This is a genomic window from Nocardia sp. NPDC127526 (assembly GCF_042672265.1).
In the GTDB taxonomy this organism is placed as follows: Bacteria; Actinomycetota; Actinomycetes; order Mycobacteriales; family Mycobacteriaceae; genus Nocardia.
On sequence record NZ_JBHXVO010000035.1, the window covers coordinates 1 to 21,492 of the forward strand.

23 protein-coding genes are annotated in these 21,492 nt (G+C 67.8%); 12 read left to right on the forward strand and 11 right to left on the reverse strand.

Annotated features, from left to right (window positions below; all coding sequences use genetic code 11):
- Positions 1–356: 356 nt before the first annotated feature.
- The 3 genes from ACFVIV_RS34220 to ACFVIV_RS34230 all read right to left on the reverse strand — a co-directional run bounded on the left by ACFVIV_RS34220 (position 357) and on the right by ACFVIV_RS34230 (position 4,151).
- Positions 357–1,160 carry an SDR family NAD(P)-dependent oxidoreductase gene (locus ACFVIV_RS34220; RefSeq protein WP_379203643.1) on the reverse strand — a complete coding sequence of 268 codons (804 nt, stop codon included), beginning with the start codon at positions 1,158–1,160 and terminating at the stop codon, positions 357–359.
- A 135-nt stretch (positions 1,161–1,295) separates the two neighbouring features.
- Positions 1,296–2,555, reverse strand: coding sequence for an FAD-dependent oxidoreductase (locus tag ACFVIV_RS34225; protein WP_379203645.1), 1,260 nt, complete (start codon positions 2,553–2,555; stop codon positions 1,296–1,298).
- 54 nt (positions 2,556–2,609) lie between these two features.
- Positions 2,610–4,151, reverse strand: a complete 1,542-nt coding sequence (locus ACFVIV_RS34230; RefSeq protein WP_379203647.1) for an alkaline phosphatase D family protein — start codon at positions 4,149–4,151, stop codon at positions 2,610–2,612.
- A gap of 138 nt (positions 4,152–4,289) precedes the next feature.
- Here ACFVIV_RS34230 and ACFVIV_RS34235 point away from each other — a divergent pair, with 138 nt between their 5' ends.
- Complete coding sequence (locus tag ACFVIV_RS34235) at positions 4,290–5,498, forward strand: hypothetical protein (protein WP_379203649.1); 1,209 nt, start codon at positions 4,290–4,292, stop codon at positions 5,496–5,498.
- A 110-nt stretch (positions 5,499–5,608) separates the two neighbouring features.
- On the forward strand, positions 5,609–6,163 hold the full coding sequence (locus ACFVIV_RS34240; protein ID WP_379203651.1) for an NADAR family protein: 555 nt from the start codon (positions 5,609–5,611) through the stop codon (positions 6,161–6,163).
- Positions 6,164–6,340: 177 nt separating this feature from the next.
- Here the strand turns inward: ACFVIV_RS34240 and ACFVIV_RS34245 are convergent, their stop codons facing one another.
- Both ACFVIV_RS34245 and ACFVIV_RS34250 read right to left on the reverse strand, forming a co-directional pair.
- The gene (locus tag ACFVIV_RS34245) at positions 6,341–6,904 is read right to left on the reverse strand and encodes an NUDIX domain-containing protein (RefSeq protein ID WP_379203652.1); all 564 of its coding nucleotides are present in this window, start codon (positions 6,902–6,904) and stop codon (positions 6,341–6,343) included.
- A gap of 3 nt (positions 6,905–6,907) precedes the next feature.
- On the reverse strand, positions 6,908–7,393 hold the full coding sequence (locus ACFVIV_RS34250) for a GNAT family N-acetyltransferase (protein WP_379203654.1): 486 nt from the start codon (positions 7,391–7,393) through the stop codon (positions 6,908–6,910).
- Positions 7,394–7,434: 41 nt separating this feature from the next.
- Between ACFVIV_RS34250 and ACFVIV_RS34255 the strand changes: the two genes are divergently transcribed.
- Entirely contained in the window at positions 7,435–7,590 is a 156-nt protein-coding gene (locus ACFVIV_RS34255; protein WP_379203656.1) for a hypothetical protein, read from the forward strand.
- Between the two features lie 105 nt (positions 7,591–7,695).
- Here ACFVIV_RS34255 and ACFVIV_RS34260 read toward each other — a convergent pair whose 3' ends face one another.
- Positions 7,696–8,604, reverse strand: a complete 909-nt coding sequence (locus ACFVIV_RS34260; RefSeq protein ID WP_379203658.1) for a helix-turn-helix domain-containing protein — start codon at positions 8,602–8,604, stop codon at positions 7,696–7,698.
- Between the two features lie 218 nt (positions 8,605–8,822).
- Between ACFVIV_RS34260 and cysD the strand changes: the two genes are divergently transcribed.
- The 5 genes from cysD (at position 8,823) to ACFVIV_RS34285 (ending at position 14,988) form a co-directional block, all read left to right on the forward strand.
- The gene (gene cysD, locus ACFVIV_RS34265) at positions 8,823–9,728 is read left to right on the forward strand and encodes a sulfate adenylyltransferase subunit CysD (RefSeq protein ID WP_379203660.1); all 906 of its coding nucleotides are present in this window, start codon (positions 8,823–8,825) and stop codon (positions 9,726–9,728) included.
- The gene (gene cysC, locus ACFVIV_RS34270) at positions 9,728–11,614 is read left to right on the forward strand and encodes an adenylyl-sulfate kinase (protein ID WP_379203662.1); all 1,887 of its coding nucleotides are present in this window, start codon (positions 9,728–9,730) and stop codon (positions 11,612–11,614) included. Before cysD ends, cysC begins: the two co-directional genes overlap by 1 nt.
- On the forward strand, positions 11,614–12,816 hold the full coding sequence (locus ACFVIV_RS34275) for a hypothetical protein (RefSeq protein ID WP_379203664.1): 1,203 nt from the start codon (positions 11,614–11,616) through the stop codon (positions 12,814–12,816). Before cysC ends, ACFVIV_RS34275 begins: the two co-directional genes overlap by 1 nt.
- Positions 12,813–13,769 (forward strand): SDR family oxidoreductase, encoded by a 957-nt coding sequence (locus ACFVIV_RS34280; RefSeq protein WP_379203666.1) that lies wholly within the window; start codon positions 12,813–12,815, stop codon positions 13,767–13,769. The genes ACFVIV_RS34275 and ACFVIV_RS34280 overlap by 4 nt, the downstream gene beginning before the upstream one ends.
- An 82-nt stretch (positions 13,770–13,851) precedes the next feature.
- A complete protein-coding gene (locus ACFVIV_RS34285) occupies positions 13,852–14,988 on the forward strand; it encodes a sulfotransferase family protein (protein ID WP_379203668.1) in 1,137 nt (378 codons plus the stop codon).
- A gap of 3 nt (positions 14,989–14,991) precedes the next feature.
- Here ACFVIV_RS34285 and ACFVIV_RS34290 read toward each other — a convergent pair whose 3' ends face one another.
- Positions 14,992–15,630, reverse strand: coding sequence for a TetR/AcrR family transcriptional regulator (locus ACFVIV_RS34290; RefSeq protein ID WP_379203670.1), 639 nt, complete (start codon positions 15,628–15,630; stop codon positions 14,992–14,994).
- Positions 15,631–15,719: 89 nt separating this feature from the next.
- Between ACFVIV_RS34290 and ACFVIV_RS34295 the strand changes: the two genes are divergently transcribed.
- Genes ACFVIV_RS34295 through ACFVIV_RS34305 form a run of 3 tightly spaced genes read left to right on the forward strand, consistent with a single transcriptional unit; the run spans position 15,720 to position 18,106 of the window.
- A complete protein-coding gene (locus ACFVIV_RS34295) occupies positions 15,720–16,871 on the forward strand; it encodes an acyl-CoA dehydrogenase family protein (protein ID WP_379203672.1) in 1,152 nt (383 codons plus the stop codon).
- A gap of 13 nt (positions 16,872–16,884) precedes the next feature.
- The gene (gene fabG / locus ACFVIV_RS34300) at positions 16,885–17,634 is read left to right on the forward strand and encodes a 3-oxoacyl-ACP reductase FabG (RefSeq protein WP_379203674.1); all 750 of its coding nucleotides are present in this window, start codon (positions 16,885–16,887) and stop codon (positions 17,632–17,634) included.
- Between the two features lie 13 nt (positions 17,635–17,647).
- Positions 17,648–18,106, forward strand: a complete 459-nt coding sequence (locus ACFVIV_RS34305) for a MaoC family dehydratase (RefSeq protein WP_379203676.1) — start codon at positions 17,648–17,650, stop codon at positions 18,104–18,106.
- Between the two features lie 45 nt (positions 18,107–18,151).
- Here the strand turns inward: ACFVIV_RS34305 and ACFVIV_RS34310 are convergent, their stop codons facing one another.
- Positions 18,152–18,820: a YdcF family protein gene (locus ACFVIV_RS34310; protein ID WP_379203678.1), complete on the reverse strand. Its 669-nt coding sequence runs from the start codon at positions 18,818–18,820 to the stop codon at positions 18,152–18,154.
- Between the two features lie 210 nt (positions 18,821–19,030).
- Between ACFVIV_RS34310 and ACFVIV_RS34315 the strand changes: the two genes are divergently transcribed.
- Positions 19,031–19,306, forward strand: coding sequence for an Lrp/AsnC family transcriptional regulator (locus ACFVIV_RS34315; protein WP_379203680.1), 276 nt, complete (start codon positions 19,031–19,033; stop codon positions 19,304–19,306).
- Positions 19,307–19,321: 15 nt separating this feature from the next.
- On the opposite strand, the gene ACFVIV_RS34320 is transcribed toward ACFVIV_RS34315, so the two are convergent.
- The 3 genes from ACFVIV_RS34320 to ACFVIV_RS34330 all read right to left on the reverse strand — a co-directional run bounded on the left by ACFVIV_RS34320 (position 19,322) and on the right by ACFVIV_RS34330 (position 21,328).
- Complete coding sequence (locus ACFVIV_RS34320) at positions 19,322–19,606, reverse strand: hypothetical protein (RefSeq protein ID WP_379203682.1); 285 nt, start codon at positions 19,604–19,606, stop codon at positions 19,322–19,324.
- Between the two features lie 120 nt (positions 19,607–19,726).
- Positions 19,727–20,782, reverse strand: coding sequence for an anthranilate phosphoribosyltransferase (gene trpD / locus ACFVIV_RS34325; RefSeq protein WP_379203684.1), 1,056 nt, complete (start codon positions 20,780–20,782; stop codon positions 19,727–19,729).
- Positions 20,783–20,920: 138 nt separating this feature from the next.
- On the reverse strand, positions 20,921–21,328 hold the full coding sequence (locus ACFVIV_RS34330) for a hypothetical protein (RefSeq protein WP_379203686.1): 408 nt from the start codon (positions 21,326–21,328) through the stop codon (positions 20,921–20,923).
- Positions 21,329–21,492 lie beyond the last annotated feature (164 nt).

The following is a 21,492-nucleotide window of genomic DNA, read 5'->3' on the forward strand; positions in this document are numbered from 1 at the left end:
TTCGAGTACCACCTCGGACCCGAGAAGCAAGGAGCTGCACAGCAGAGCGCCCCACCCGAATTCGGATGGGGCGCTTTGCTGTTCCCGCCCCCGCTGCTAGGGCAGCGGGGGCGGGGTGGCGAAGGAGGGAGGGAACAGCAGGCGCGGCCCAGGCGGCTGGTGCCGACGGGCGGCGGCAGCGAAAGGTGGCGCGCCAGCGTTGAGGTCGCATCTGAAACAACGTCGACCGGGAACTGGTGGCGGGGGCTTCTCGGCGGATGCCGCCACCAGTTCCCGGTGATCGTTTGTCCAGGTGGTTGTGAAAGGCGGGGCCGCAAGGGGTTCGGCCCCGCCTTCCCCTCATCGGCGGGCGAGTTTCAGATGCCTAGGGCGTGTTTGAGGCGGGTGGTGGAGCGGGGGGCCATGCCTGCCAGGCCGAGGAGGGCTCGGGGGAAGCGGGGGTGGATTTGGGTGGGGCGGGTGCGGATTGCGGTTTCTATCCAGCGGGCGGCTTCGGCGGGCTCCAAGAGCGGGCTCTCGGTGTAGTAGGTGGGGGCGGTGGGGTCTATGCGGAAGGCCGGGTAGTGGACGGCGGTGATGTGGATGCCGCGGGGGGAGAGTTCGGCGTCGGCGCATTGGCCGAAGGTGGTCCAGGCGGCCTGGGAGCTGGCGTAGGAGGCGAAATTGGGGGCGGCGCCGGTGGTGAGGGACCAGGGGCCGACATTCACCACGTGGCCGGAGCCGCCGGCCAGCATGGCGGGGAGGAGGCCGAGGGTGAGGCGCAGCGGGCCGAAGTAGTTGGCGGCCATCATGCGCTGGTAGTCGGCGAAGCGGTCCAGGGATTGCAGGACGGGGCGGCGGGTGGGGCGGCCGGCATTGTTGATCAGGACGTCGATGCTGTCGAATTCGGTGAGCAGCCATTCGATCAGCTGGTCGACGTCGCCCAGGGCGGAGATGTCACAGCGATGCCAGTGGGCGCGGCCGCCGGATTCGATAATGGCGGCGCAGTCTTCGACGAGTTGGCTCCCGCGGCGCGCGACGAGGAGAACCTCTGCGCCGTGGGAGGCGAGTAATCGGGCGCTGGCGCGACCGATATCGGAGCACGCATCGGTGATGACTATGCGTTTTCCGGTAATGGAGCCGGCGGGGCGGGGACGGCGGGCAGCACGGAATTCGATCATGGGACAGGCAACCTTCACTCACGAACGATGATGGCACCGGCGCCCCGCCGACAGTACCGATACTGCGCCGCACTCCCCAGGGCTCGCGGCCGATCAGGCTGCTAGCCCGTTGCTGGAAGTGCGGCGGAACACATTCTAATCGGTTGGGTCATAACGCCGGGCGCGTTCGGCGACGCAGATCTCGTCGATTCCGGACACGATGTCGCGCAACAACTCCGACGGCAGCGCGGCCGGGCGCAAACGACAGGTGAAGGTAATGAACCCGTGGTCCTCGTTATCGAGTTCGCGCAGGTAGCGGGACCGCACGCCATAGGTCATGGCGGAAATGACGGTGAAGCAGCCGGTCTTCTCGCGATGCCCGGCAAACAGGTCGTGCAGGCCGTGGAAGACCCGGGTGTAGTTCGACAGCGGCGCGAACACCGAGATGCGGTAGGCCGGACCGCGTTCCGAGGAGGAGATGACGGTATCGGCCAGATACTCCGCATCGCGCAGTGTCAGCACCTTCGGAGCGAACATGAGCGCACCGGCGGCGGCATTGCGCACGGGCATGCCGGCGCGGCCGCCCGCGGAGGCGGCAATGGCGCCCAGGGACTTTCGGGCGCGCGCGCCGACCTCGCGGCGGGCGCGCAGCGACAGGTTCGGGGTGGTGGGGTGCAGGCTGGACCACTGGCCGAAGCGGACGGTGCCCAGCTGCACGGTTCCCGTACCGACCGGTCGTGCCACCTTCAGTGGCGCGGTATCCACCCAGCGGCCCACCTGGAGCATGGAATCACCGGGCGACTGGATCTCCTTGAACGAATGCTCCACCCAGGTATCGAAATCCAGGAACCGGTGCGCGTCGGTGGTCAGCCAGATGCGGTCCTTGTCCATATCCGCGACCTCGAGGGTGAGCGCGGTAATGATCCCGGTGCGCCCGCCCCCGCCCAGGATGCGCCGGAACCGCTCGGTGTGATGGGTGCGCCCGCAGGTCCCGAATCGCCCGTCCTGATCGACGTATTCGAGCTCCACCACATTGTCGGAGAACATGCCGAATCGGTGCGAGGCGGCGCTGAGCCCGCCCACCGCCGCGAACCCGCCCGCCGTGATGTCCCGATGGTCGCCGACAATGGGCAGCCCCAGCCCGTGCGCGGCGAGGGTGCGGTCGATATCGGACAGCCGCGCCCCCGCCTGCACCCGGACAGTCCGGGCGTCCGCGTCGACCACCTGCACGCGGTTCATCTTCCGCATGGACAGCACCGCGCCCTGCTCCGGCGGCGCCAGCTCCTCGTCCGGCCGCTCCCCACCGCGGATGATCAGCGGTTTCGTCGACTTGCGCGAATCCCGAACGGTACGAACGACATCCGCGGTATCGCGGGGCAGGAATTCATCCGGGTGAGTGGAGACGGGCGTGCTCATGGCGCTACAGCTAACCACAGTCGCGCCGATCGTGCTCGGGGTTGGACCGGCGTCTCAGTTAGCGGGGTTCAGACGCTGTGTGAACAGCACGTTTCCGGTCGCATCGCACAGGTTTACCGTGAGTTCGCGGGACCGGCCGTCGATGGTCAATTCGCCGAAATGCTGGTACGCCGCATCCAGCGGAGACGTGTTCTGCGCGGGCGGCGCGTGCACGAAAACGGCCTCCGGGCCGAAGGTTCCGTCCAGGTTGTTCGGACCGAACGCGCCCGCGTTCAGCGGGCCCGACACGAACTCCCAGAATTCATCGAAATCCTTGAAGGCGGCGCGCTCGGGCGAATAGCGGTGCGCGGCGGTGTAATGCACATCGGCGGTCAGCCAGACGACACCGGTCACCTTGTTCGCCTTGATGGCCGACAGCACCTCGGCGATCTCGGATTCGCGGCCCGACGGGGCGCCCGGGTCGGCATTGGCGACGCCTTCGAAGGCGGTCTCGCCGTCCTTGACGATCAGGCCCAGCGGCAGATCATTGGCGACGATCTTCCAGGTGGCCCGGGACTCGCGCAGGCCGTCGATGAGCCACTGGGTCTGCGCCTGGCCGAGAATGCGGCCGTCCGGGGCGGTGTTGGCATTGTTCGCGTCCTTGTAGGTGCGCATGTCGAGCACGAACACGTCCAGCAGCGGGCCGTAGGACACCTTGCGGAACAAGCGGCCGTCCATGGCCTCCTTGGGCTCCAATGGCATCCACTCGTGGAAGGCCTGCCAGGACCGCGCGGCGAGGGTGTCCATGCTGCGCTCGGTGTAGCCCTTGCCGTCGGCGACCGTGCCGCCGGGGAACCAGTTGTTCACGGTCTCGTGGTCGTCCCACTGCACCAGCTGCGCGACCGAAGCATTGAAACGCCGGTAGTTCTCGTCGCTGAGGTTGTAGGCGTAGTTGCCGCGGAACTGGTCGAGGGTCTGCGCCACGGCGCTCTTGGCCTCGGTGACGGTATTGCGCCAGATCCGGCCGTCCGGGAGGGTGACCGATTCCTTCAGCGCGTTGTCGGCGTAGATGCAGTCGCCGGAGTGCAGGAACAGGTGCGGGTCGCGTGCGGCCATGGCGGAGAAGATCTTCATGCCGCCCAGATCCGGGTTGATGCCGAAACCCTGCCCGGCCGTATCGCCGGACCACAGCAGCTTGATATCCGAATTCGCGGTGGGCACGGTGCGGAAGACGCCGGTGACGGCCTCGGAGACCGCCCCGCCCTCGCCCTCCAGGGTCACCCGGTAGTGCACCTGCTGCCCGGCGGGCAGGCCGTTGACGCGAATCCGCCCGGTGCCGTCCGAGGCCGGGGTGAGCATGGGGCCCTCGAAACGCTTGGCGTCGTTGAAGGATTCGGTGGCGGCGGTCTCGACAATGAGCTTCGCGGGCCGGTCCGAGCGCGCCCAGATCAGCGCGCCGTCGCTGCGCGGATCGCCGACCGCGACCCCGTGCGTCAATATCGGCCTTTCGCGTACCAGCCCGGGACCGTCATTGGACGAGCACGCCGCCAGACCGGGGGCGATGACCAGCCCGGCGGCGGAGGTGCGCAACAGGGTGCGTCGCGAGAATGTAGCCATGCGCCGACCTTTCATCAGCGAGCTCAACATCAGCTGAACTGTGCCGGACACGTCCGCGAATTCCGGGTACGAGCGCGGTGTGTCGGATGCGCGTTCGGTGTAGCCGGACTGTCATCCGCCGTGCGTATAGTCCGATTCATGGGCTTTCTCGGTGGTGTCTTCGGGTCGGCGCGAAATCGGTTCGGCAACAAGGTTCTTGCCCAGGTGCTGGCATACGACGCGGTGGAATCGGCGGAGTTCGACGAGGAGGCCTTCGAGGTCGTGGTGCGGCGGCGGGGCAGCGACAGCTACGCGAAACTGAGCCTGGAGGCGCTGTTCAAGCGGTGTGAGGGGCGGCCCGAGCACGAACGGGTGCAGCGGGTGGCGGATCTGGTGGAGCCGTTCCTGACCGATCAGCGGGCCGAACCCTGGGAGGAGGCGGCCAAGCGGCTGCGGCCGGTGCTGCGGCCCGCGGACCGCAGCCAGTTCGGCATGGCGGGCATCCGCGCCCGCGATGTGCTGCTCACCCGTCCCGTACTGCCGTTCCTGAGCGAGATGGTGGTCGTGGACAATCCGTCCACCATGCGCTTCGTCACCACCGCCGACCTCGCCGCCTGGGGTGTGGCGGCCGACGAGGTCTTCAGCACCGCGCACTACAACCTGACCGATATCGCCATGAGCACGCTGTCGGCGTTCGAACCCGCCGCGGGTGCGCAGGTGCTCGACTTCGCCGACGAGGACGGGGATTCCTATGTCGGCTCGCTGCCGCTGGTCGGCGGCTGGCTGGCCGGCGCCGAGGCCCGCAGCGGTACGCGCCCAGTGGTTTTCCTGCCCGGGCACGCCGGGATGCTGGTGATCCTCGGCGGTGATCCCGGCACCTTCGACCAGGTGCTCGCGCTGGCCGAGGAACGCTACGACGAGGCGCTGCGGCCGCTCTCGCCCGTGCCCTACACCATCGACGACGACGGTGAGCTCATTCCCTACCGGGTCCCCGCCGGACATCCGGCCTGGCAGTCCATCCGGCACGCCGAGACGCGCCTGGCCGCAGCCGTGTACGGCGGGCAGACCGACAAGCTGCGCGCCGACGACAATCGCGAGGAGGCCATCAGCGCGCTCATGCACCTGCGCGCGCCCGACGGCACCGAGCACACCATGACGCCCTGGACCGGCGGCACGCCCACGTTGCTCCCGCACGCGGACTACATCCTGTTCGTCATCACCGAGACCAATGCCTTCCGGGTGGCCTGGTCCGATGTCGCCGCGCTCGTAACCCTCACGCCCGTACCCGGATACGATCCGCCGCGCTATCGCGTGGACGATCATCCCTCGCCCTCGGTGATGGCGCGGCTGCGGGCACTGGCCAGCTGACCGGCCGCGGCGCGCTGACCGGATGCGGCGCGACATAGCCTGCGGCGGGTCGTATGACGCGCCGGATAATCAGCGGACGGTGTCAGAGGTGTGGGCTATCGTCCGGTGTCGTGGACAGGGCGCAGCTGACAGCTGACATGGCAGACGGTTCCAGACCGGAGTTCCTCTTCTTCTGGGGTCACACCCGCACCCCCGGCCACGCGGTCGGCAAATGGGTCCTAAGCCAGTGGTGGCCGGTCGAGTTCACCGTGGACGGCCAGACCTACCGCAGCGCAGAACATTTCATGATGGCCGAGAAGGCCCACCTCTTCGGCGACGAGGACATGCGCGCCCGCGTCCTGGAGAGTGAGACCCCCGCCGACGCCAAACGCATCGGCCGCGCCGTCCGCGGCTTCGACCAGGACGCCTGGGTGGCGCACCGCTACGACATCGTGGTCCGCGGCAGCATCGCCAAATTCGGCCAGCACGACGAACTCCGGGACTTCCTGCTCGCCACCGCCGGCAAGGTCCTGGTGGAAGCCGCTCCCCGCGACACCATCTGGGGCATCGGCCTGGGCGCCGACAATCCCGCCGCCCAGGATCCCGCGCAGTGGCGCGGCGAGAACCTCCTCGGATTCGCCCTCATGGACGCCCGCACCGCCCTCGCCCCCGCCCATCACCCGTAGCCGGATTCCGTTGGGGCGCCCTCATTTCGGGCGGCAGTGGGGGCTCGGATCGGCCCCGTGAACCGGCACCGGCAGCGGCCCGCATCCGGCAGCGGGCGGCCGGTGGTGGTCACTTCGGTCAGTGCGGCGACGAGGGTGCCGGCAGGCTCCTCGCCCGCCGCCCGCGTTCGGAACAGGTCAAGCCGGGTTCGCCCGCTCGTGCAACAGCAGCAGCATGTACCCCGCCACCGTGTCGCCGTCGGTGATCTTCCCGCTCGCGATCATCGATTCCAGTTCGGCGCGCGAAAACCAGGCCGCGCGCATGTCCTGCTCGGACGGCTCCCGTTCCGGCTCACCGATTTCGAGCTCGGTCGCGAGAAAAATATGCCCGTGATGACTACACGTCGCAGGCGCCGGCGAAATTCGGCCGAGGTAGGTCATCCGCCCGGCGCGTAACCCGGTCTCCTCCCGCAATTCCTGATGGGCGGTCGCGGTCGCGTCGAAGGCTTCGCCATTGTGCAGCGCGCCGCCGGGAAACTCCCAGCAGCGCCTCTGCTGCGGGTACCTGAACTGCTCGACCAGGTGAAACCGATCCCCGTCCCGCGGAATGATCACCGCGAAGTCCGACTTGTCGACCACGGCGTAAATCCCGGGTTCGCCATCCGCCTGGCGAATGACGTCCTCCCGGACCGTGATCCACTGATTCGAATAGACCTCACGCGAGCGAAGCGTTTCCATGACCCGATCCTGCCCGCCGATCACCCGTCACACAGCGCGCGCCATGAAAATGTCATCGACGAGCCGCCCCTCGATGATGAACTCGCCGCGCAGAATTCCCTCGACCTCGAAGCCCATGTCCTCGTAGAGGCGGCGCGCCGCAGGGTTCGTGGCCAGCACCCGCAGGGTCAAACGGGTTGCGCCTTGGAGACGGGTCTCCGCCAGAGCTCGTTCCAGCAGGGCGCGCCCGATGCCCCGGCCGCGCACCGATTCATCCACGACCAAGCCCTGAATCTGCCGGACGTGAGCGGCGCTGGGCACTGGAATCGGCTGCACCAATCGGAGATAACCAACCACTCGCCCATCCAGTTCGGCGACCAGATAGTCGCGCGGATCGCTGGCTTCACCGAAGAACGCCGCGCCCCGGGGCGGACGCGGAGTGATATCGGCGGCGGGGGACCAGGCGCGCCGGTTGAGGTCGGCGAGCGGGGCCTCGTCCCCGGGGACCGCTGTGCGGAAGATCGAATCGGCCATGGGGTCCAGCTTGCCCTGCTGCGCAGGACTTGGCCGACACGGTGCAGAGGGCGTGCCGGCTGGCGCTGCGTCGCCCGGCCGTTGGCGATGCGAAACTGGCGCTGGCCGGGCAGCGAGTCGCGTGGCTGGCCGAGAACGCGCCCCGCACACCGCAGTTGGTGCGCGTCATGGCGCTCTACCAGCTGCGCGCGGGGTGACCGGACCCGGCCACGGAACCGTGCCGGGAAGCGCTGCGTGGTGGGCTCTAGCCCGACGAGCGGGTGAACGTGCACGCCATCGATGCCTTGGCGGCGCGGGCGATTTCAGCGGGGGATGGAGTGGGTGGCGGCGATGGTGTCGGCGGCGAGGGTTTCGAGGGCGGCGGCGGTGAGGTTGGTGTCGGGGCAGGCGACTATGGAGGCGGTGACGCGGTTGGCGGTGAAGAGGGGGGCGGCTACCGAGACGACGGCGTTGTGGTCGGTTAGTTCGTCGGGGAGGTAGTCGATGGTGATGAGGTCGGTGATGAGGGCGTTGAGGCGGTGGCGGAGGGGGTCGGTGACGGGGGAGTGGCGGAGGGCGGTCAGGGCTTCGAGCATGGGGGCGGAGTCGTCGGCCAGGCGTTCTACGGTGTAGCCGCGGGTGCGGATGGCCTCGAGGACGGATTCGAGGCGGGGGCGTTGGGCCGGGTCGGCGGCGTCCAGCCAGGAGCGGCGTTCGGAATCCGGTGCCCAGGCGATGAATTCGCGGGCTACCGGCGGGGCCAGGGGGAGGCGGCGGCCGATGCGGATCCAGGGGACCGAGGGGGTGCCGAGGACTTCGGTGATGAGGATCGAGTCGGCGTCGCGTTCGGCGAGGAATACCGGGATGTCGTGCAGGGCGGAGAGTTTGCGCATGGCGTCGAGGGCTACGCGGCGCAGGGGGAAGGCCGACTCGGCGCGGCGGGCCACGGCGAGCAGACCCAGGCCCAGGCCGTAATTGCCGTCCCCGTCGCGAATGGTCCAGCCGTCGGCGGTGAGCTGGGACAGGACCGCGTGCGCGGTGGCGCGGGACATGCCGGTGCCGCGGATGATGCGCGCCAGCGAGAGGTGCTCGGCGGGGTGGCGGGAGAGCAGCTCGATGGCTTGGACCACGCGCCGGGTGGGGGGAGAGGCGGGGGCCTCGGGGGAACCGGCGACCGCTACGGGCTCGTCCGAAGCCGCGGATAGCGCTGTGGCGGTGCTGAATTCAGGCAAGTCGTCCTCGGTGCGGTCGTAGTCGGGATGTGGATGACGGTAGTGCGATTACGGGGGTGGCGGTGGGGCGAGACGGTCATAGTCGGCATGGGGTGAAAACCGCGCGAGGTATTGACCCGGCGCAGGCTGCCGCCCTATCGTCGATGTCACATTATCGAACGATAGCGTCGAATATTCGACAACGCAAGTTGGCGGATGGCGCGGGCGAGTGAGTGACTATGCGCACGGGGTACGAGTTGGGGCATCTGGCCGCCTTGGAGGCGGAATCGGTGCACATCATTCGAGAGGTCGCGGCCACCTTCGAGCGGCCGGTATTGCTGTTCTCCGGGGGCAAGGACTCGGCGGTCATGCTGGAGCTGGCGCGGCGGGCGTTCTGGCCCGCCCCGCTGCCGTTTCCCTTGCTGCACATCGACACCGGGCACAATTTCGACGAGGTCGTCGACTTCCGGGACCGCACGGCCGCCCGGCTCGGGGCGCAGCTGCTGGTGGGCAGCGTGCAGGCCGACATCGACGCGGGCCGCGTGACCGAGCGCGCCGGCGAGACGCGGAATCGATTGCAGACCACCACCTTGCTGCGCAGCATCCGGGAATACCGCTTCGACGCGGTCTTCGGCGGGGCGCGCCGGGACGAGGAGAAGGCGCGCGCCAAGGAGCGGGTGTTCAGCTTCCGCGACGAGTACGGGGCCTGGGATCCGCGGGCGCAGCGGCCCGAGGTGTGGAATCTGTACAACGGCCGGCACCGGCAGGGCGAGCACATCCGGGTGTTCCCGCTGTCGAATTGGACCGAGCTGGATATCTGGGAATACATCGACCAGGCCGAAGTGGAGCTGCCGCCGCTGTACTACGCGCATCGCCGCACCGTTATCGAGCGCGACGGAATGCTGCTGGCGGACAACCGATTCCTGACCCCGCGCCCGGGCGAGCGGGCCTTCGAGACCACCGTGCGGTTCCGCACCGTCGGCGACGCCACCTGCACCGGGTGCATCGAGAGCGCGGCCGCCACCCCGGCCGAGGTGATCGCGGAAACCGCCGTCACCCGGCTCACCGAACGCGGCGCCACCCGCGCCGACGACCGAATCTCCGACTCCGGCATGGAGGATCGCAAGCGAGAGGGCTACTTCTGATGCGCCGCAACCTATTACGGCTGGCCACCGCGGGCAGCGTGGACGACGGCAAGTCGACGCTCATCGGGCGCCTGCTCTTCGACTCCAAGGCGCTGTTCACCGATCAGCTCGACGCCATCGAACGCGCCAGCATCGCGCGCGGCAATGGCGGCCCGGACCTGTCGCTGGTCACCGACGGGCTGCGGGCCGAGCGGGAGCAGGGCATCACCATCGATGTCGCCTACCGCTACTTCGCCACGCCCCGAAGGAAATTCGTCATCGCGGATACGCCGGGGCATGTGCAGTACACGCGCAATATGGTGACCGGGGCTTCCACCGCGGACCTGGCCCTCATCCTGGTCGACGCCCGCAAGGGCGTCTCGGAGCAGACGCGCCGGCACGCCTTCCTGTCCTCGCTGCTCGGCGTCGGGCACCTGGTGCTGTGCGTGAACAAGATGGATCTCGTCGACTTCTCCGAGCAGCGATTCGAGGAGATCCGCGCGGAGTTCGCGGATTTCGCCACCAAGCTCGACGTGGGCGACCTCAGCTTCCTGCCGCTCTCGGCGCTGCACGGCGACAATGTCGTCGAAACCTCCGCCAACACCCCCTGGTATCCGGGACCGCCGCTGCTGCGGCATCTCGAGGAGGTGCACGTCGCCTCCGATCGCAATCTCATCGACGCACGCCTGCCGGTGCAGTACGTGATCCGCCCGCACGGCGACCACCAGCGCAGCTATGCGGGCACCATTGCCGGCGGCATCTTCAAACCCGGCGACGAGGTCGTGGTGCTGCCCTCCGGACGCGCCAGCCGGGTCGGGCAGATCTGGGGACCGGGCGGCAGCAAGGTCGACGAGGCGTACACCGGCATGGCGGTCTCGCTCACCCTCGACGACGATATCGATATCGGCCGCGGCGATATGCTCGCCCGGCCCGGCAATCAGCCGCATCTGGATCGCGATCTCGACGCCATGGTGTGCTGGTTCTCCGAGACCACCGAACTGCGCGCCGGCAACGACTATTCGATCCGCACCGCCACCCAGACCTCGAAGGTGCGGGTGAGCGAGCTGGACTACCGGCTCGACGTGAACACCCTGCACCGGCAGACGGACGCGGATCGGCTGGGGCTCAACGATATCGGGCGCGTCACCGTGCACAGCCGGTCGCCGATCATGTTCGACCCGTACCGGGACAATCGCGCGACCGGCAGCTTCATCCTCGTCGACGAGACCACGAATCAGACGGTGGCGGCGGGCATGATCACCGGCCGCAGCTCCGGGCCCGCCGAACTCCCCAGCGGCCGCCCCGGTCACAGCCTGCGGCCGCCGCGCGAGGACGTGGTCTGGCACAAGTCGGCGGTCGATCGCACCCAGCGGCTCTCCACCGGCGCGACCATCTGGCTCACCGGGCTGTCCGGATCCGGAAAGTCCACCATCGCGGTGGAATTGGAACGCCAGCTGATCGCCTCCGGTCAGCCCGCGTACCTGCTCGACGGCGACAATCTGCGGCACGGACTGACCAGCAATCTCGGCTTCACCGACGCGGACCGGCGCGAGAACATCCGCCGCGTCGCCGAGGTGGCCGCACTGTTCGCCGATGCCGGGGTGGTGGCCATCGTCTCGCTCATCAGCCCCTTCCGCGACCAGCGCCGCGATGCCCGGAAGATGCACGACGACAAGCGATTGCGCTTCTACGAGATCTTCGTCGACACGCCCCTCGAGGAGTGCGAGCTGCGTGACCCCAAGGGCCTGTACAAACGCGCCCGCGCCGGGGAACTGCGCGAGTTCACCGGCATCGACTCACCCTACGAGCGGCCCGAATACGCCGAGCTGACCATTACGCCCGGCGACGGCACGCCCGCCGACATCGCCCGGAACATTCGCCGAGAACTAGGAATCGCAGACAACTGATGGACCAACCCGATATCGAACAGGCGGAACTGCCGCTCACCGAGCCCTTTCTTGCCGCAGTCGCGGAGGCGGAGAAGCTCATCGCCACAGCGGAATTCATTCGTGATGAGCACGATCTGGCCGAGGGCTACGACTATCTGCAGGGCAGTATCGCCGCCGTGCTGCAACTGTCGCGGGCGCACGGCACCTCACATCCCTATTTCGTGACCTCCACCGGGCCCTATACGAAGATGGGCCTCGACAATCCCGACACGCTGTACTACCACGCGAATGTCGATCCGCAGGGCGAGTACCTGCTCACCGGCCTGCGCGGCAGCACCGTCGACCTGAGCTTTCAAGTGCTCAAGGGCGATTACACCGCCACCGATGTGCCCAATGGGGACGACGCCTTCGACGACCGGCGGCTCGATATCGCCGCGGACGGCAGCTACCAGTTGCGGTTCGGGCCGCCGAAGGAGAATCCGGAGCCCGGCTATTTCCAGCTCGGTGAAGGTGCGTCCATGCTCGCGGTGCGCGAGGTTTACGGCGATTGGAATGCCGAGCGCAAGGGCTCCATTCGCATCGAGCGGGTCGACACCGTCGGCACCGCACCCACCGAACCCGGTGTGGCGCAACTGCGTAAGCGGTACCGTGCCGCCGGGCGCATGCTGCTGACTCGCGTGCACACCTGGTTCAACTTCCCCAAGTGGTTCTACTTGGACCTGCCGGTCAACACCCTCACCGAGCCCCGGCTCACCCCCGGTGGGCTGAGCACCCAGTACTCCTCGGTGGGGCATTACGACCTGGCCGACGATCAGGCGCTCATCATCACGGTTCCGAAATCCGATGCGCCGTACCAGGGTTTCCAGCTGGGCAGCCGCTGGTACATCTCCCTCGACTACGTCAACCACCAGACCAGCCTGAATCATCAACAGGCCCAGGTGGATCCGGACGGCCTGATTCGCATGGTGGTCTCGCACCGCAATCCCGGCATTGCCAACTGGATCGAGACCACCGGCCGCACCCGGGGCATTCTGCAGTTCCGCTGGCAGCGCGTCGCCCGACCCATCACCGAATCCGACGGTCCCACCGTCGAACTCGTGCCCTTCGACAAGGTGGCCGAACGGCTGCCGCACCATACCCACAATCGAATCGACGACGCGGGCTGGCGCGAGCGCATCGCCGCCCGGCAGCGCGGATTCGGCGAAAGGATGCTCGGATGAGTGACAACTCTCGTAGCTCTCAGGGGCAAGCCCCTGAAACCCCGGACGCCCTAGGCGGGGCTGGCGCCCCTACGGCCTCGGATGCCGCAGGCGGGGCTGGCGTCCCTGCGGCCGGGGATGCTGCGGGCGGGGCCGGCGTCTCGGCGGCTCCTGCACAAGCGGCGCGGCTGCGGACCGGTCTGCTGGCGGATCGGGTGGTTGTCGTGAGCGGAGTGGGTCCGGGCTTGGGTCGGTCGATTTGCCTGGAGGCGGCCGCGGCCGGTGCGAAGGTTGTGCTGGCGGCGCGCACCGAATCGCGGTTGAAGGAGGTTGCTGCCGAGATCGAGGCCGATGGTGGTGAAACCCTTTGTGTCGCTACTGACATCACCGATGACGCGGCCGTGCAGAATCTGGTGGCGCGCACGCTGGAGACCTTCGGGCGTGTCGATGCGCTGGTGAACAATGCGTTCGCGGTGCCGTCCATGAAGCCGCTGGCGCGCACCGATTACCAGCAGATTCGGGACAGTATCGATCTGACCGTACTGGGCGGTCTGCGGATGACTCAGGCGTTCACGGAGGCTCTCACCGAGAGCAAGGGCTCGGTTGTCATGATCAACTCGGCGGTGCTGCGGCACTCCGAACCCCGCTACGGCAGCTACAAGGTCGCGAAGTCGGCGCTGCTGGCCATGTCGCAGACGCTGGCTACCGAGTTGGGGCCCAAGGGCGTTCGCGTCAATACCGTGGCACCCGGCTACATCTGGACCGATCAGCTGAAGTGGTATTTCGGCGAGATCGCCAAGAAGTACAACATCACCCCCGAGCAGGTCTACGAACAGACCGCCGCCAAATCCGATCTGAAGCGGCTGCCCGAGCCGGACGAGATCGCCCGCGCCGTCGTCTTCCTCGCCTCGCCCTGGGCCAATGCCATTACCGGCCAGACCCTCGACGTGAACTGCGGCGAGTACCACGTATAGCGATCGAGCGGGGATCCATGGGGTGCCGGCCCAACGGGAGGCCGAAGTCGCCAGGATCCCCGCTCACCACAAGGAGTTACCCATGAGCGGACGCACAAACGTCGGCACCGTCGAGGATCTGCACGCCTCGGCCACCAAGGTCAGCGGGCTGGACGACTTCGGTCCGGACGACTACCGCGAGGCGCTCGGCGTCCTGCTGGAGTCCTATCAGCGCGATGCCGGGCTCACCGAACTCGGCTCCAAGATGAGCCGCTACTTCCTGCGCGGCGCGCTGGTGGCCCGGGCGCTGAGCGAGGCCTCCTGGAAGGCTCATCCCGGCCACGCCGAAACTCCGGTCGACCGGCCCATTTTCGTGACCGGACTGCCGCGCACCGGCACCACCGCCCTGCACCGCCTGCTCGCCGCCGACCCGCGGCATCAAGCCCTGGAGATGTGGCTGGCCGAATTCCCGCAGCCGCGCCCGCCGCGCGACACCTGGGCGCAGAACCCGGTCTATCAGCAGATCGACGCCGGATTCGCGCAGCACCGCGTCGAGAATCCGGAATTCATGGGCCTGCACTACATGAGCGCGGCCGATGTGGAGGAGTGCTGGCAGCTGCTGCGGCAGACCGTCAAGTCCATCTCCTACGAATCCCTGGCCTACCTGCCGACCTACTCGCAGTGGCTGCGAGAGCAGGACTGGACCAATGCCTATGTGCGGCACCGCCGGAACCTGAAACTCATCGGGCTCGGCGACAGCCGCCGCTGGGTGCTCAAGAACCCCAGCCACCTGTTCGCCCTCGACGCGCTCATGAGCGTGTACCCGGACGCGCTGATCATCCAGACCCACCGCGATCCGGTCACCATCGTCGGCTCCTCGTGCAGCCTGTCCGAGCACGCCGCCCGCGGCTGGTCGACCACCTTCACCCGGGAGAAGATCGGCGAGACCCAGCTGGAGCTGTGGTCGCGGGGACTGCGCGAGTTCAACACGGCAAGGGCGCGCTACAACCCGAACCAGTTCCTGGACATCCAATTCGAGGACCTGCGCGCCGATCCCATGGGCACGGTCGAGAAGATCTACGGCCAGTTCGGTCTCGAGTTCACCGAGCCCGCCCGCGCGGCCATGCTCGCACTGGACGAGGAGAGCAAGAGCGGCGATCGCAAACCGGCGCACCGCTATTCGCTCACCGACTACGGTCTCACCGAAGACCGCGTCAGGTCGGAATTCGGGCTCTCCTGAGCCCTACCGGCGGCGCTGCGGCAGCGCCTCATAGCGCAGCCGCAGCCCGTCGGTGAAGGCGGTCAACGCCAATTCGAAACTCTCGGAATCGATTTCGTCCGCCTTGGCGCGCAGCAGATGCGCTTGATCCAAGTGCGGATAGCGGTCGCGATAGACCTGCACGTCGTCGACGAACCCCCTGGAGAACGAGCCGATCGTCGCGCCCATCACCAGATACCGGGTGGCAGCGCCGATCATGGTGGCCTCGCGCGGCGGCCAGCCCGCGCCCACCAGCCCGCCGTGCACGGCGTCCGCGAAGCGCAGATGCTCATCGCGCTTACCCGGGCCGGTGGACAGATACGGCACGAAATTGGGATGTGCGACCAGGGCGTTCCGATAGGACCGCGCCCAGTCGATGAGCGCCTGCCGCCAATCCCCGCGCTCGAACGCGGAGACATCCACGCGCGCCATGATGTGCTGGGCGATGTCGTCGAGCAGCTCGTCCTTGGTCGGGTAGTGGCCGTACAGCGAGGCTGCCTGCACCCCCAGATCCGCGGCCAGCTTGCGCATGGACAGCGCCGACAACCCGTCCTGATCGATCAGCGCCAGCGCCGCGTCGCGAATGCGGTCACGACTCAGCAGCGGCACCCTCGGCCTGGGCATCGGCTCACCTCCTGCGGGCTCTTGAAAAACCGAACATCGTTAGGTTACCTTCGGGGCATAAACCTAACAACGTTCGGTTAGGAGCGTTCGTGGACTTCGAACTCGGCGAGGCACAGCGGGAACTGCGTGACCTCGCCCGGGACTGGGTGGACAAAGAGGTGGTGCCGCACGCCGCCGCCTGGGACCGGGCGGAATCGGTGGACACCGCCATCGTGGGCAAACTCGGCGCGATGGGATTCCTCGGCATCGAGATCCCCGAGGAGTACGGCGGATCCGGCGGCACCGCCCTGGACTACTGCATCGTCCTGGAGGAACTCGGGCGCGGCGACAGCTCGGTGCGCGGCATCGTCTCGGTCTCGCTCGGACTGGTCGGCAAATCGATCAAGACCTACGGCAGCGCGGCACAGCAGCGGGAATGGTTGCCGCGCTTGTGTTCCGGGGAAGCGCTCGGCTGCTTCGGGCTCACCGAACCCGGGACCGGGTCCGATGCCGGGAGCCTCGTCACCAAGGCCGTGCGCGATGGGGACGACTGGCTGCTGACCGGCACCAAGATGTTCATCACCAATGGCACCTGGGCCGATGTGGCGCTCGTCTTCGCCCGCACCGGCGGGCCGGGGCCCAAGGGCGTGACCGCCTTCCTGGTGCCCACGGCCGCACCGGGATTCACGCGCACCGAGATCAAGGGCAAGCTCGGCCTGCGCGGTCAGGCGACCGCCGAACTGGTCCTCGATCGGGTCCGCGTCCCCGATACCGCGCGCCTCGGCGACGAGGGCCAGGGCTTCAAGATCGCCATGGCCGCCCTCGACAAGGGCCGCATGGGCGTGGCCGCCGGGTGTGTCGGCGTCGCCCGCGGCTGCCTGGAGGCCGCGGTGAAATACGCTGCCGAACGCGAGCAGTTCGGCAAGCCCATCGCCTCCTACCAGCTGGTCCAGGAACTCATCGCCGATATCGCCGTCGAGGTGGAGGCCGCGCGCCTGCTCACCTGGCGGGTGGCCGATCTCATCGAGCGCGGCAAGCCCTTCGGCACCGAGGCCTCGGTCGCCAAACTTTTCGCCAGCGAGGCCGCGGTGCAGGCCGCCAACAATGCCATCCAGGTATTCGGCGGATACGGCTACATCGACGAATATCCTGTCGCCAAATACCTGCGCGACGCGCGCGTGCTCACCCTCTACGAGGGCACCAGCCAGATCCAGAAACTGCTCATCGGCCGCGCCCTGACCGGCGTGAACGCCATCCTCTGACAAGGAGATTCACATGACCAATGTTGCCTTCGTGACCGGTTCGGCCCGCGGCATCGGCGCCGCCACCGCGGCCCGGCTGGCCGCCGACGGCTTCACCGTCGCCGTCGCCGATCTCGACGAGGCCGCCTGCAAGGACACCGTCGAGGCCATTGTCGCCGCCGGCGGCAAGGCGATCGCGGTGGGCTGCAATGTCACCGACGAGGCCCAGGTCGACGCCGCCATCGATAACGTTGCGGCGGAACTGGGTTCGATCGACGTGCTGGTCAACAATGCCGGCGTGCTGCGCGACAACCTGCTGTTCAAGATGTCCGCCGACGACTGGGACATCGTCATGAACGTCCACCTCAAGGGCGCGTTCCTGTGCAGCCGCGCCGCCCAGCGGCACATGGTGAAGCAGAAGTCCGGCAAGATCGTGAACACCTCCAGCGTCTCCGCGCTCGGCAGCCGCGGGCAGGCCAACTACTCCGCGGCCAAGATGGGCATCCAGGGCTTCACCCGCACTCTCGCCATCGAACTCGGCCCCTACGGCATCAATGTCAATGCCGTCGCCCCCGGCTTCATCGTCACCGAGATGACCGATGCCACCGCCGCCCGGGTCGGCGTCAGCCCCGAGGAATTCCGCACCAAGGCCGCCGAGATCACCCCGCTGCGCCGGGTCGGCAAGCCCGAGGACATCGCCAATGTGGTCTCGTTCCTGGTGTCCGCCGACGCCTCCTTCGTAACCGGCCAGACCATCTACGTCGACGGCGGCCGCCGCCTCTGACCGGGAGCCTCCCATGATCGACTTCACCGACTTCGACGCCCTGCGCGCGGCCGTCGGCACCGAAATCGGTGTCAGCGACTGGATCACGATCGACCAGGACCGCATCGACCGGTTCGCCGAGGCCACCGGCGACCATCAGTGGATCCACGTCGACCGGGAGCGGGCGGCGGCGGGACCCTACGGGCGCACCATCGCCCACGGGTTCCTGACCCTGTCGCTGATGGTGCCGCTGACCGCGCAGGTCGCGACGGTCAGCTGCGCGCGCATGGCAATCAACTACGGGCTCAACAAGGTTCGCTTCATCAACCCGGTCCCGGTCGGCAGTCGCCTGCGCGCCCGGGTCGAGCTGAACGCGGTGACCGATGTTCGCGACGGAGTGCAGGCCGAGCGCAAGGTCACCCTCGAGGTCGAGATCGACGGCGAAACCCGAATCGCCTGTGTCGCCGAGAGCCTCGCCCGCTACTTGGCCTGAGGATTCTCCTCGTCATTCCGGCGGGTGGGACTTCGGTCTGCGCGCTTACTCGCCGGGGCCGAACGGTTCTGCGGACAGCGGCGTGTGATCGGGAGTCATGGTGGCCACCACCGAGATTCCGGCCGCGTGGAAGTTGCTCAGCGCGCGGGCGATGTGATCGGCGGAGGTAATGAGAATCGCCGTGTGCGTGCCGATGGCCTCCATCAGCTGTGCCGAGAACGCGGCGTTCTGGACCGTCGAATTCGCTTGTGTCTCGGTGAAGATGCGGTGCGCTTCGATGCCGCGCTCGATCAGCCAGTCGGCCATGGCCTGGGCTTCGGTAATGCCATTGACCGGATTGCCGCCGGTGACGATGACCGGGGCGGCGGGGGAGAGCAGGGCCGAGACGTAGCCGGCGTAGAGCCGGTTGACGAGTTCGGGGCGCATCTCGCCGTCGGGTTCGAGGCCGTAGCCGAGGACCACGATGGCGGTTCTCGGGCTGAAGAGGGCGGGCAGGTCCAGGCCGGGTAGCCGGAAGGTGGTGACCGAGTTGATCATCGACATCACCTCGGTGGTGATGCCTTCCACGGGGTCGGCCGGTTCGGCGTGCGCGGGCGCGGCGCCGAGGGCCAGGACGGTGACGGTGGCGCCGGCCAGCAGGGTGCGGACGGCGAATCGGGCGATGTTTCGACTGAAGTGGCGGAGGGCGGGAACGGCCGGATGCGGAGCGGGCATTGGAAACCCCCTGACAATCACGCACTGAAGGCGTGGTGTTTCACAATCTTGCTCCCTCATGATCACTCGTGACCTACCGGCCGGTACAGGAATTCGGAAAAGATGTCGCCGCCGGAGAATCGACTGGCGGGCTCGGTCTATCGGGCTGTTGTCCAGGTCGGATCGGCGGGGACGGCGTGCGGCGGACGGTGATCACTTAGAGTTGGGCGCATGATTACCGCGATCGTGCTGATTCACGCCGAGTCCGACCGGATTCCCGAGACCGCCCAGGAATTGGCCGATATCGACGGCGTGGGCGAGGTGTATTCGTGCGCGGGGGACGTGGATCTGATCGCCATCGTGAAGGTGCGCGATCACGAGGAGATCGCCAAGGTGGTGACCGGGCGGATCAACAAGACCAAGGGCGTGGTGCGCACCGACACGCACATCGCGTTCAAGTCGTACTCGCGCGCGGATGTCGAGGCCGGCTTCTCGATCGGCGAGTAGCCGGCCGACCGGTCGTCAGGGCGCCATGACCGACGCGCCGTAGAAGGTGTTCGTCGAACCCTGGTCGACCGTGCCGGTGGCGTCGCCCTGGCAGTCGGCGTGGGTGTAGACGGTGACCGCGCCGGAGGTGTCGTTGTGGACCTCCAGGTTCATGCCCGTGGGGACGACATTGACGCAGCCCGCTGGGTCGATCCAGTCCATGCCGTTGACCGTGATGGTGCCGGGCGCGGCGGCCGCGGGGGCGGCCAGCGCGATGGCCAGGGTGAGCAGGCCGGGCAGGATCAGTCCGTATCGCTTCACGCTGTACTCCCTAGGTCGAGGGAAACTGCCTGATCAGAGCCGAAACTGTGGCGCGGAGGTCAGTATCCCACCCGAGGGAGGGAACCGGCCGCCCGGTATGGCTAGCGGCCGGTGCAGCGGTCAGTCCGAACCGAGCTCGTTGGTGAGGGCGGCCCAGCGGTCGAGCAGATCGGCGGCCGCACCGGTATCGATGGCGGCGGCGACACGCTCGAGGGCCGCGCCCAGCTTGTCGTGGATATCGCCCGACACGTGCTCGGGGACCAATTCGAAGGCGACGACCGCGGCGGCGGAATTGAGCAGCACCGCGTCCCGGACCGGGCCCGGCTCGCCGGCCAGCATATTGCGGGCGATGACGGCGTTCATGGCCGCGTCGCCGCCCTGCAGGGCCGCGGGCTCCACCCGCTCGATGCCGAGTTTGGTTGGGTCGATGGTGGTTTCGTAGCGCTGACCGCCGCACACCACCCAGGCGTCGGTGGTGCTGGCCGTGGTGATCTCGTCCAGGCCGTCATTGCCCCGCACGATCAGGGCGGAGGCCCCGCGATCGGTGAACGCGCCCGCGATGACCGGCAGCAGGTCGGCGAAGGCGCAGCCGATGAGGCCCGCCTTGGGCTGGGCCGGGTTGGTCAGCGGGCCCAGGATATTGAAGACCGTCGGAATGCCGATCTCGCTGCGGGCCGGACCGGCGAAACGCAGCGACGGGTGGAAGACCGGGGCGAAACAGAAGCCGATGCCCAGCTGACGGACGCATTTGGCGACCGATTCGGGGCCGAGGGCGATCTTCACGCCCAGCGCCTCGAGGACGTCCGCGCCGCCGCTCTTCGAGGAGGCTGCCCGGTTGCCGTGCTTGACCACGGGAATCCCGGTGGCGGCCACCACGATCGAGGACATGGTGGAGATGTTCACGGTGCCGGAGCGGTCGCCGCCGGTGCCGACGATATCCACGGCAGCGCCGTCGTACTGCACGCGGCGGGCATGGGAGAGCATCCCGGAAGCCAGGCCCGCCAGCTCCGTGGCGGTCGGGCCCTTCATCTTCATGGCGACGCCGAACGCGGCGATCTGCGCCGAGGTCGCGTTATCGGTGAAGATCTCGTTCATGGCCCACGCGGCCTCGTCCTCGGACAAACCGTTGCCGTCGGTGAGGATGCCGAGGATTTCCCTCCAGCTGCGCGCGCCCATGATTCATCTCTTTCGTATCGGCCCAACTCTCGGGGACTCTCAGGGGCTTCGCCCCCGAACCCCCGCGGACTCGTGATTGTCCTTACGCCGGTGTTATCGGACAAGCCTAGTGCGGAGCAACGATTTCTTGCCCCCTAGTTATAGCGGCTTCGGCTGCAGCGCCTCCCAGCCGAGCGCGTCGCCGTCGTGGCGCTGGGCCAGGCCCGCCATGCGTGCGCGCTCCTGCGAACAGTGCAGGGCGTCCAGAATCTGCACTCGATGCAAGATCAGCAGGGCCGGGTCCGATTCATCCACCGAACTGGTCTGATAGCCATCCTGCGCGGCGATGATTTGCACCGCATTCACCTGCGCCGCGGGTAGACGCAGGTGATGGCGCAGTACCGCGGGTTGTTCCGCGATCCACCCATCGGCCCTGGCCAAGGCGGCCGAACAGGCTTCGGCGTCATCGAAACTCGACGCCACCACCACCAGATCGCCACGCCCGGGATCCAGTTCCCTTGGCGCGGTGCGCCGCCGCAGCCGCCGCCACCACGATGTCGCTTCCATATTCGCCTCCACAGCGGCTCAGCATTCTCTTACCTGGGCAATCTAGGCTGCTCCGTGACACGCCGGGCCCCCTCCGAGACGCGCGCTCGCCCTGCGGTTTCCGACACGAACGACGAAGTTTCGTACCCGGCTACTCCTGTCGTACTACGACAAGTCATACTTAC

Excerpts from the sequence above, each read along its gene's own strand:
- ACFVIV_RS34250 (WP_379203654.1), bottom strand. The coding sequence starts at position 7,393 with ATGGCCGATTCGATCTTCCGCACAGCGGTCCCCGGGGACGAGGCCCCG.
- ACFVIV_RS34305 (WP_379203676.1), top strand. The coding sequence starts at position 17,648 with ATGATCGACTTCACCGACTTCGACGCCCTGCGCGCGGCCGTCGGCACC.
- fabG (WP_379203674.1), top strand. The coding sequence starts at position 16,885 with ATGACCAATGTTGCCTTCGTGACCGGTTCGGCCCGCGGCATCGGCGCC.
- ACFVIV_RS34275 (WP_379203664.1), top strand. The coding sequence starts at position 11,614 with ATGGACCAACCCGATATCGAACAGGCGGAACTGCCGCTCACCGAGCCC.
- ACFVIV_RS34280 (WP_379203666.1), top strand. The coding sequence starts at position 12,813 with ATGAGTGACAACTCTCGTAGCTCTCAGGGGCAAGCCCCTGAAACCCCG.
- cysD (WP_379203660.1), top strand. The coding sequence starts at position 8,823 with ATGCGCACGGGGTACGAGTTGGGGCATCTGGCCGCCTTGGAGGCGGAA.
- ACFVIV_RS34225 (WP_379203645.1), bottom strand. The coding sequence starts at position 2,555 with ATGAGCACGCCCGTCTCCACTCACCCGGATGAATTCCTGCCCCGCGAT.
- ACFVIV_RS34315 (WP_379203680.1), top strand. The coding sequence starts at position 19,031 with ATGATTACCGCGATCGTGCTGATTCACGCCGAGTCCGACCGGATTCCC.
- ACFVIV_RS34220 (WP_379203643.1), bottom strand. The coding sequence starts at position 1,160 with ATGATCGAATTCCGTGCTGCCCGCCGTCCCCGCCCCGCCGGCTCCATT.
- ACFVIV_RS34285 (WP_379203668.1), top strand. The coding sequence starts at position 13,852 with ATGAGCGGACGCACAAACGTCGGCACCGTCGAGGATCTGCACGCCTCG.
- ACFVIV_RS34230 (WP_379203647.1), bottom strand. The coding sequence starts at position 4,151 with ATGGCTACATTCTCGCGACGCACCCTGTTGCGCACCTCCGCCGCCGGG.
- ACFVIV_RS34310 (WP_379203678.1), bottom strand. The coding sequence starts at position 18,820 with ATGCCCGCTCCGCATCCGGCCGTTCCCGCCCTCCGCCACTTCAGTCGA.
- ACFVIV_RS34330 (WP_379203686.1), bottom strand. The coding sequence starts at position 21,328 with ATGGAAGCGACATCGTGGTGGCGGCGGCTGCGGCGGCGCACCGCGCCA.
- cysC (WP_379203662.1), top strand. The coding sequence starts at position 9,728 with ATGCGCCGCAACCTATTACGGCTGGCCACCGCGGGCAGCGTGGACGAC.
- trpD (WP_379203684.1), bottom strand. The coding sequence starts at position 20,782 with ATGGGCGCGCGCAGCTGGAGGGAAATCCTCGGCATCCTCACCGACGGC.
- ACFVIV_RS34235 (WP_379203649.1), top strand. The coding sequence starts at position 4,290 with ATGGGCTTTCTCGGTGGTGTCTTCGGGTCGGCGCGAAATCGGTTCGGC.
- ACFVIV_RS34290 (WP_379203670.1), bottom strand. The coding sequence starts at position 15,630 with ATGCCCAGGCCGAGGGTGCCGCTGCTGAGTCGTGACCGCATTCGCGAC.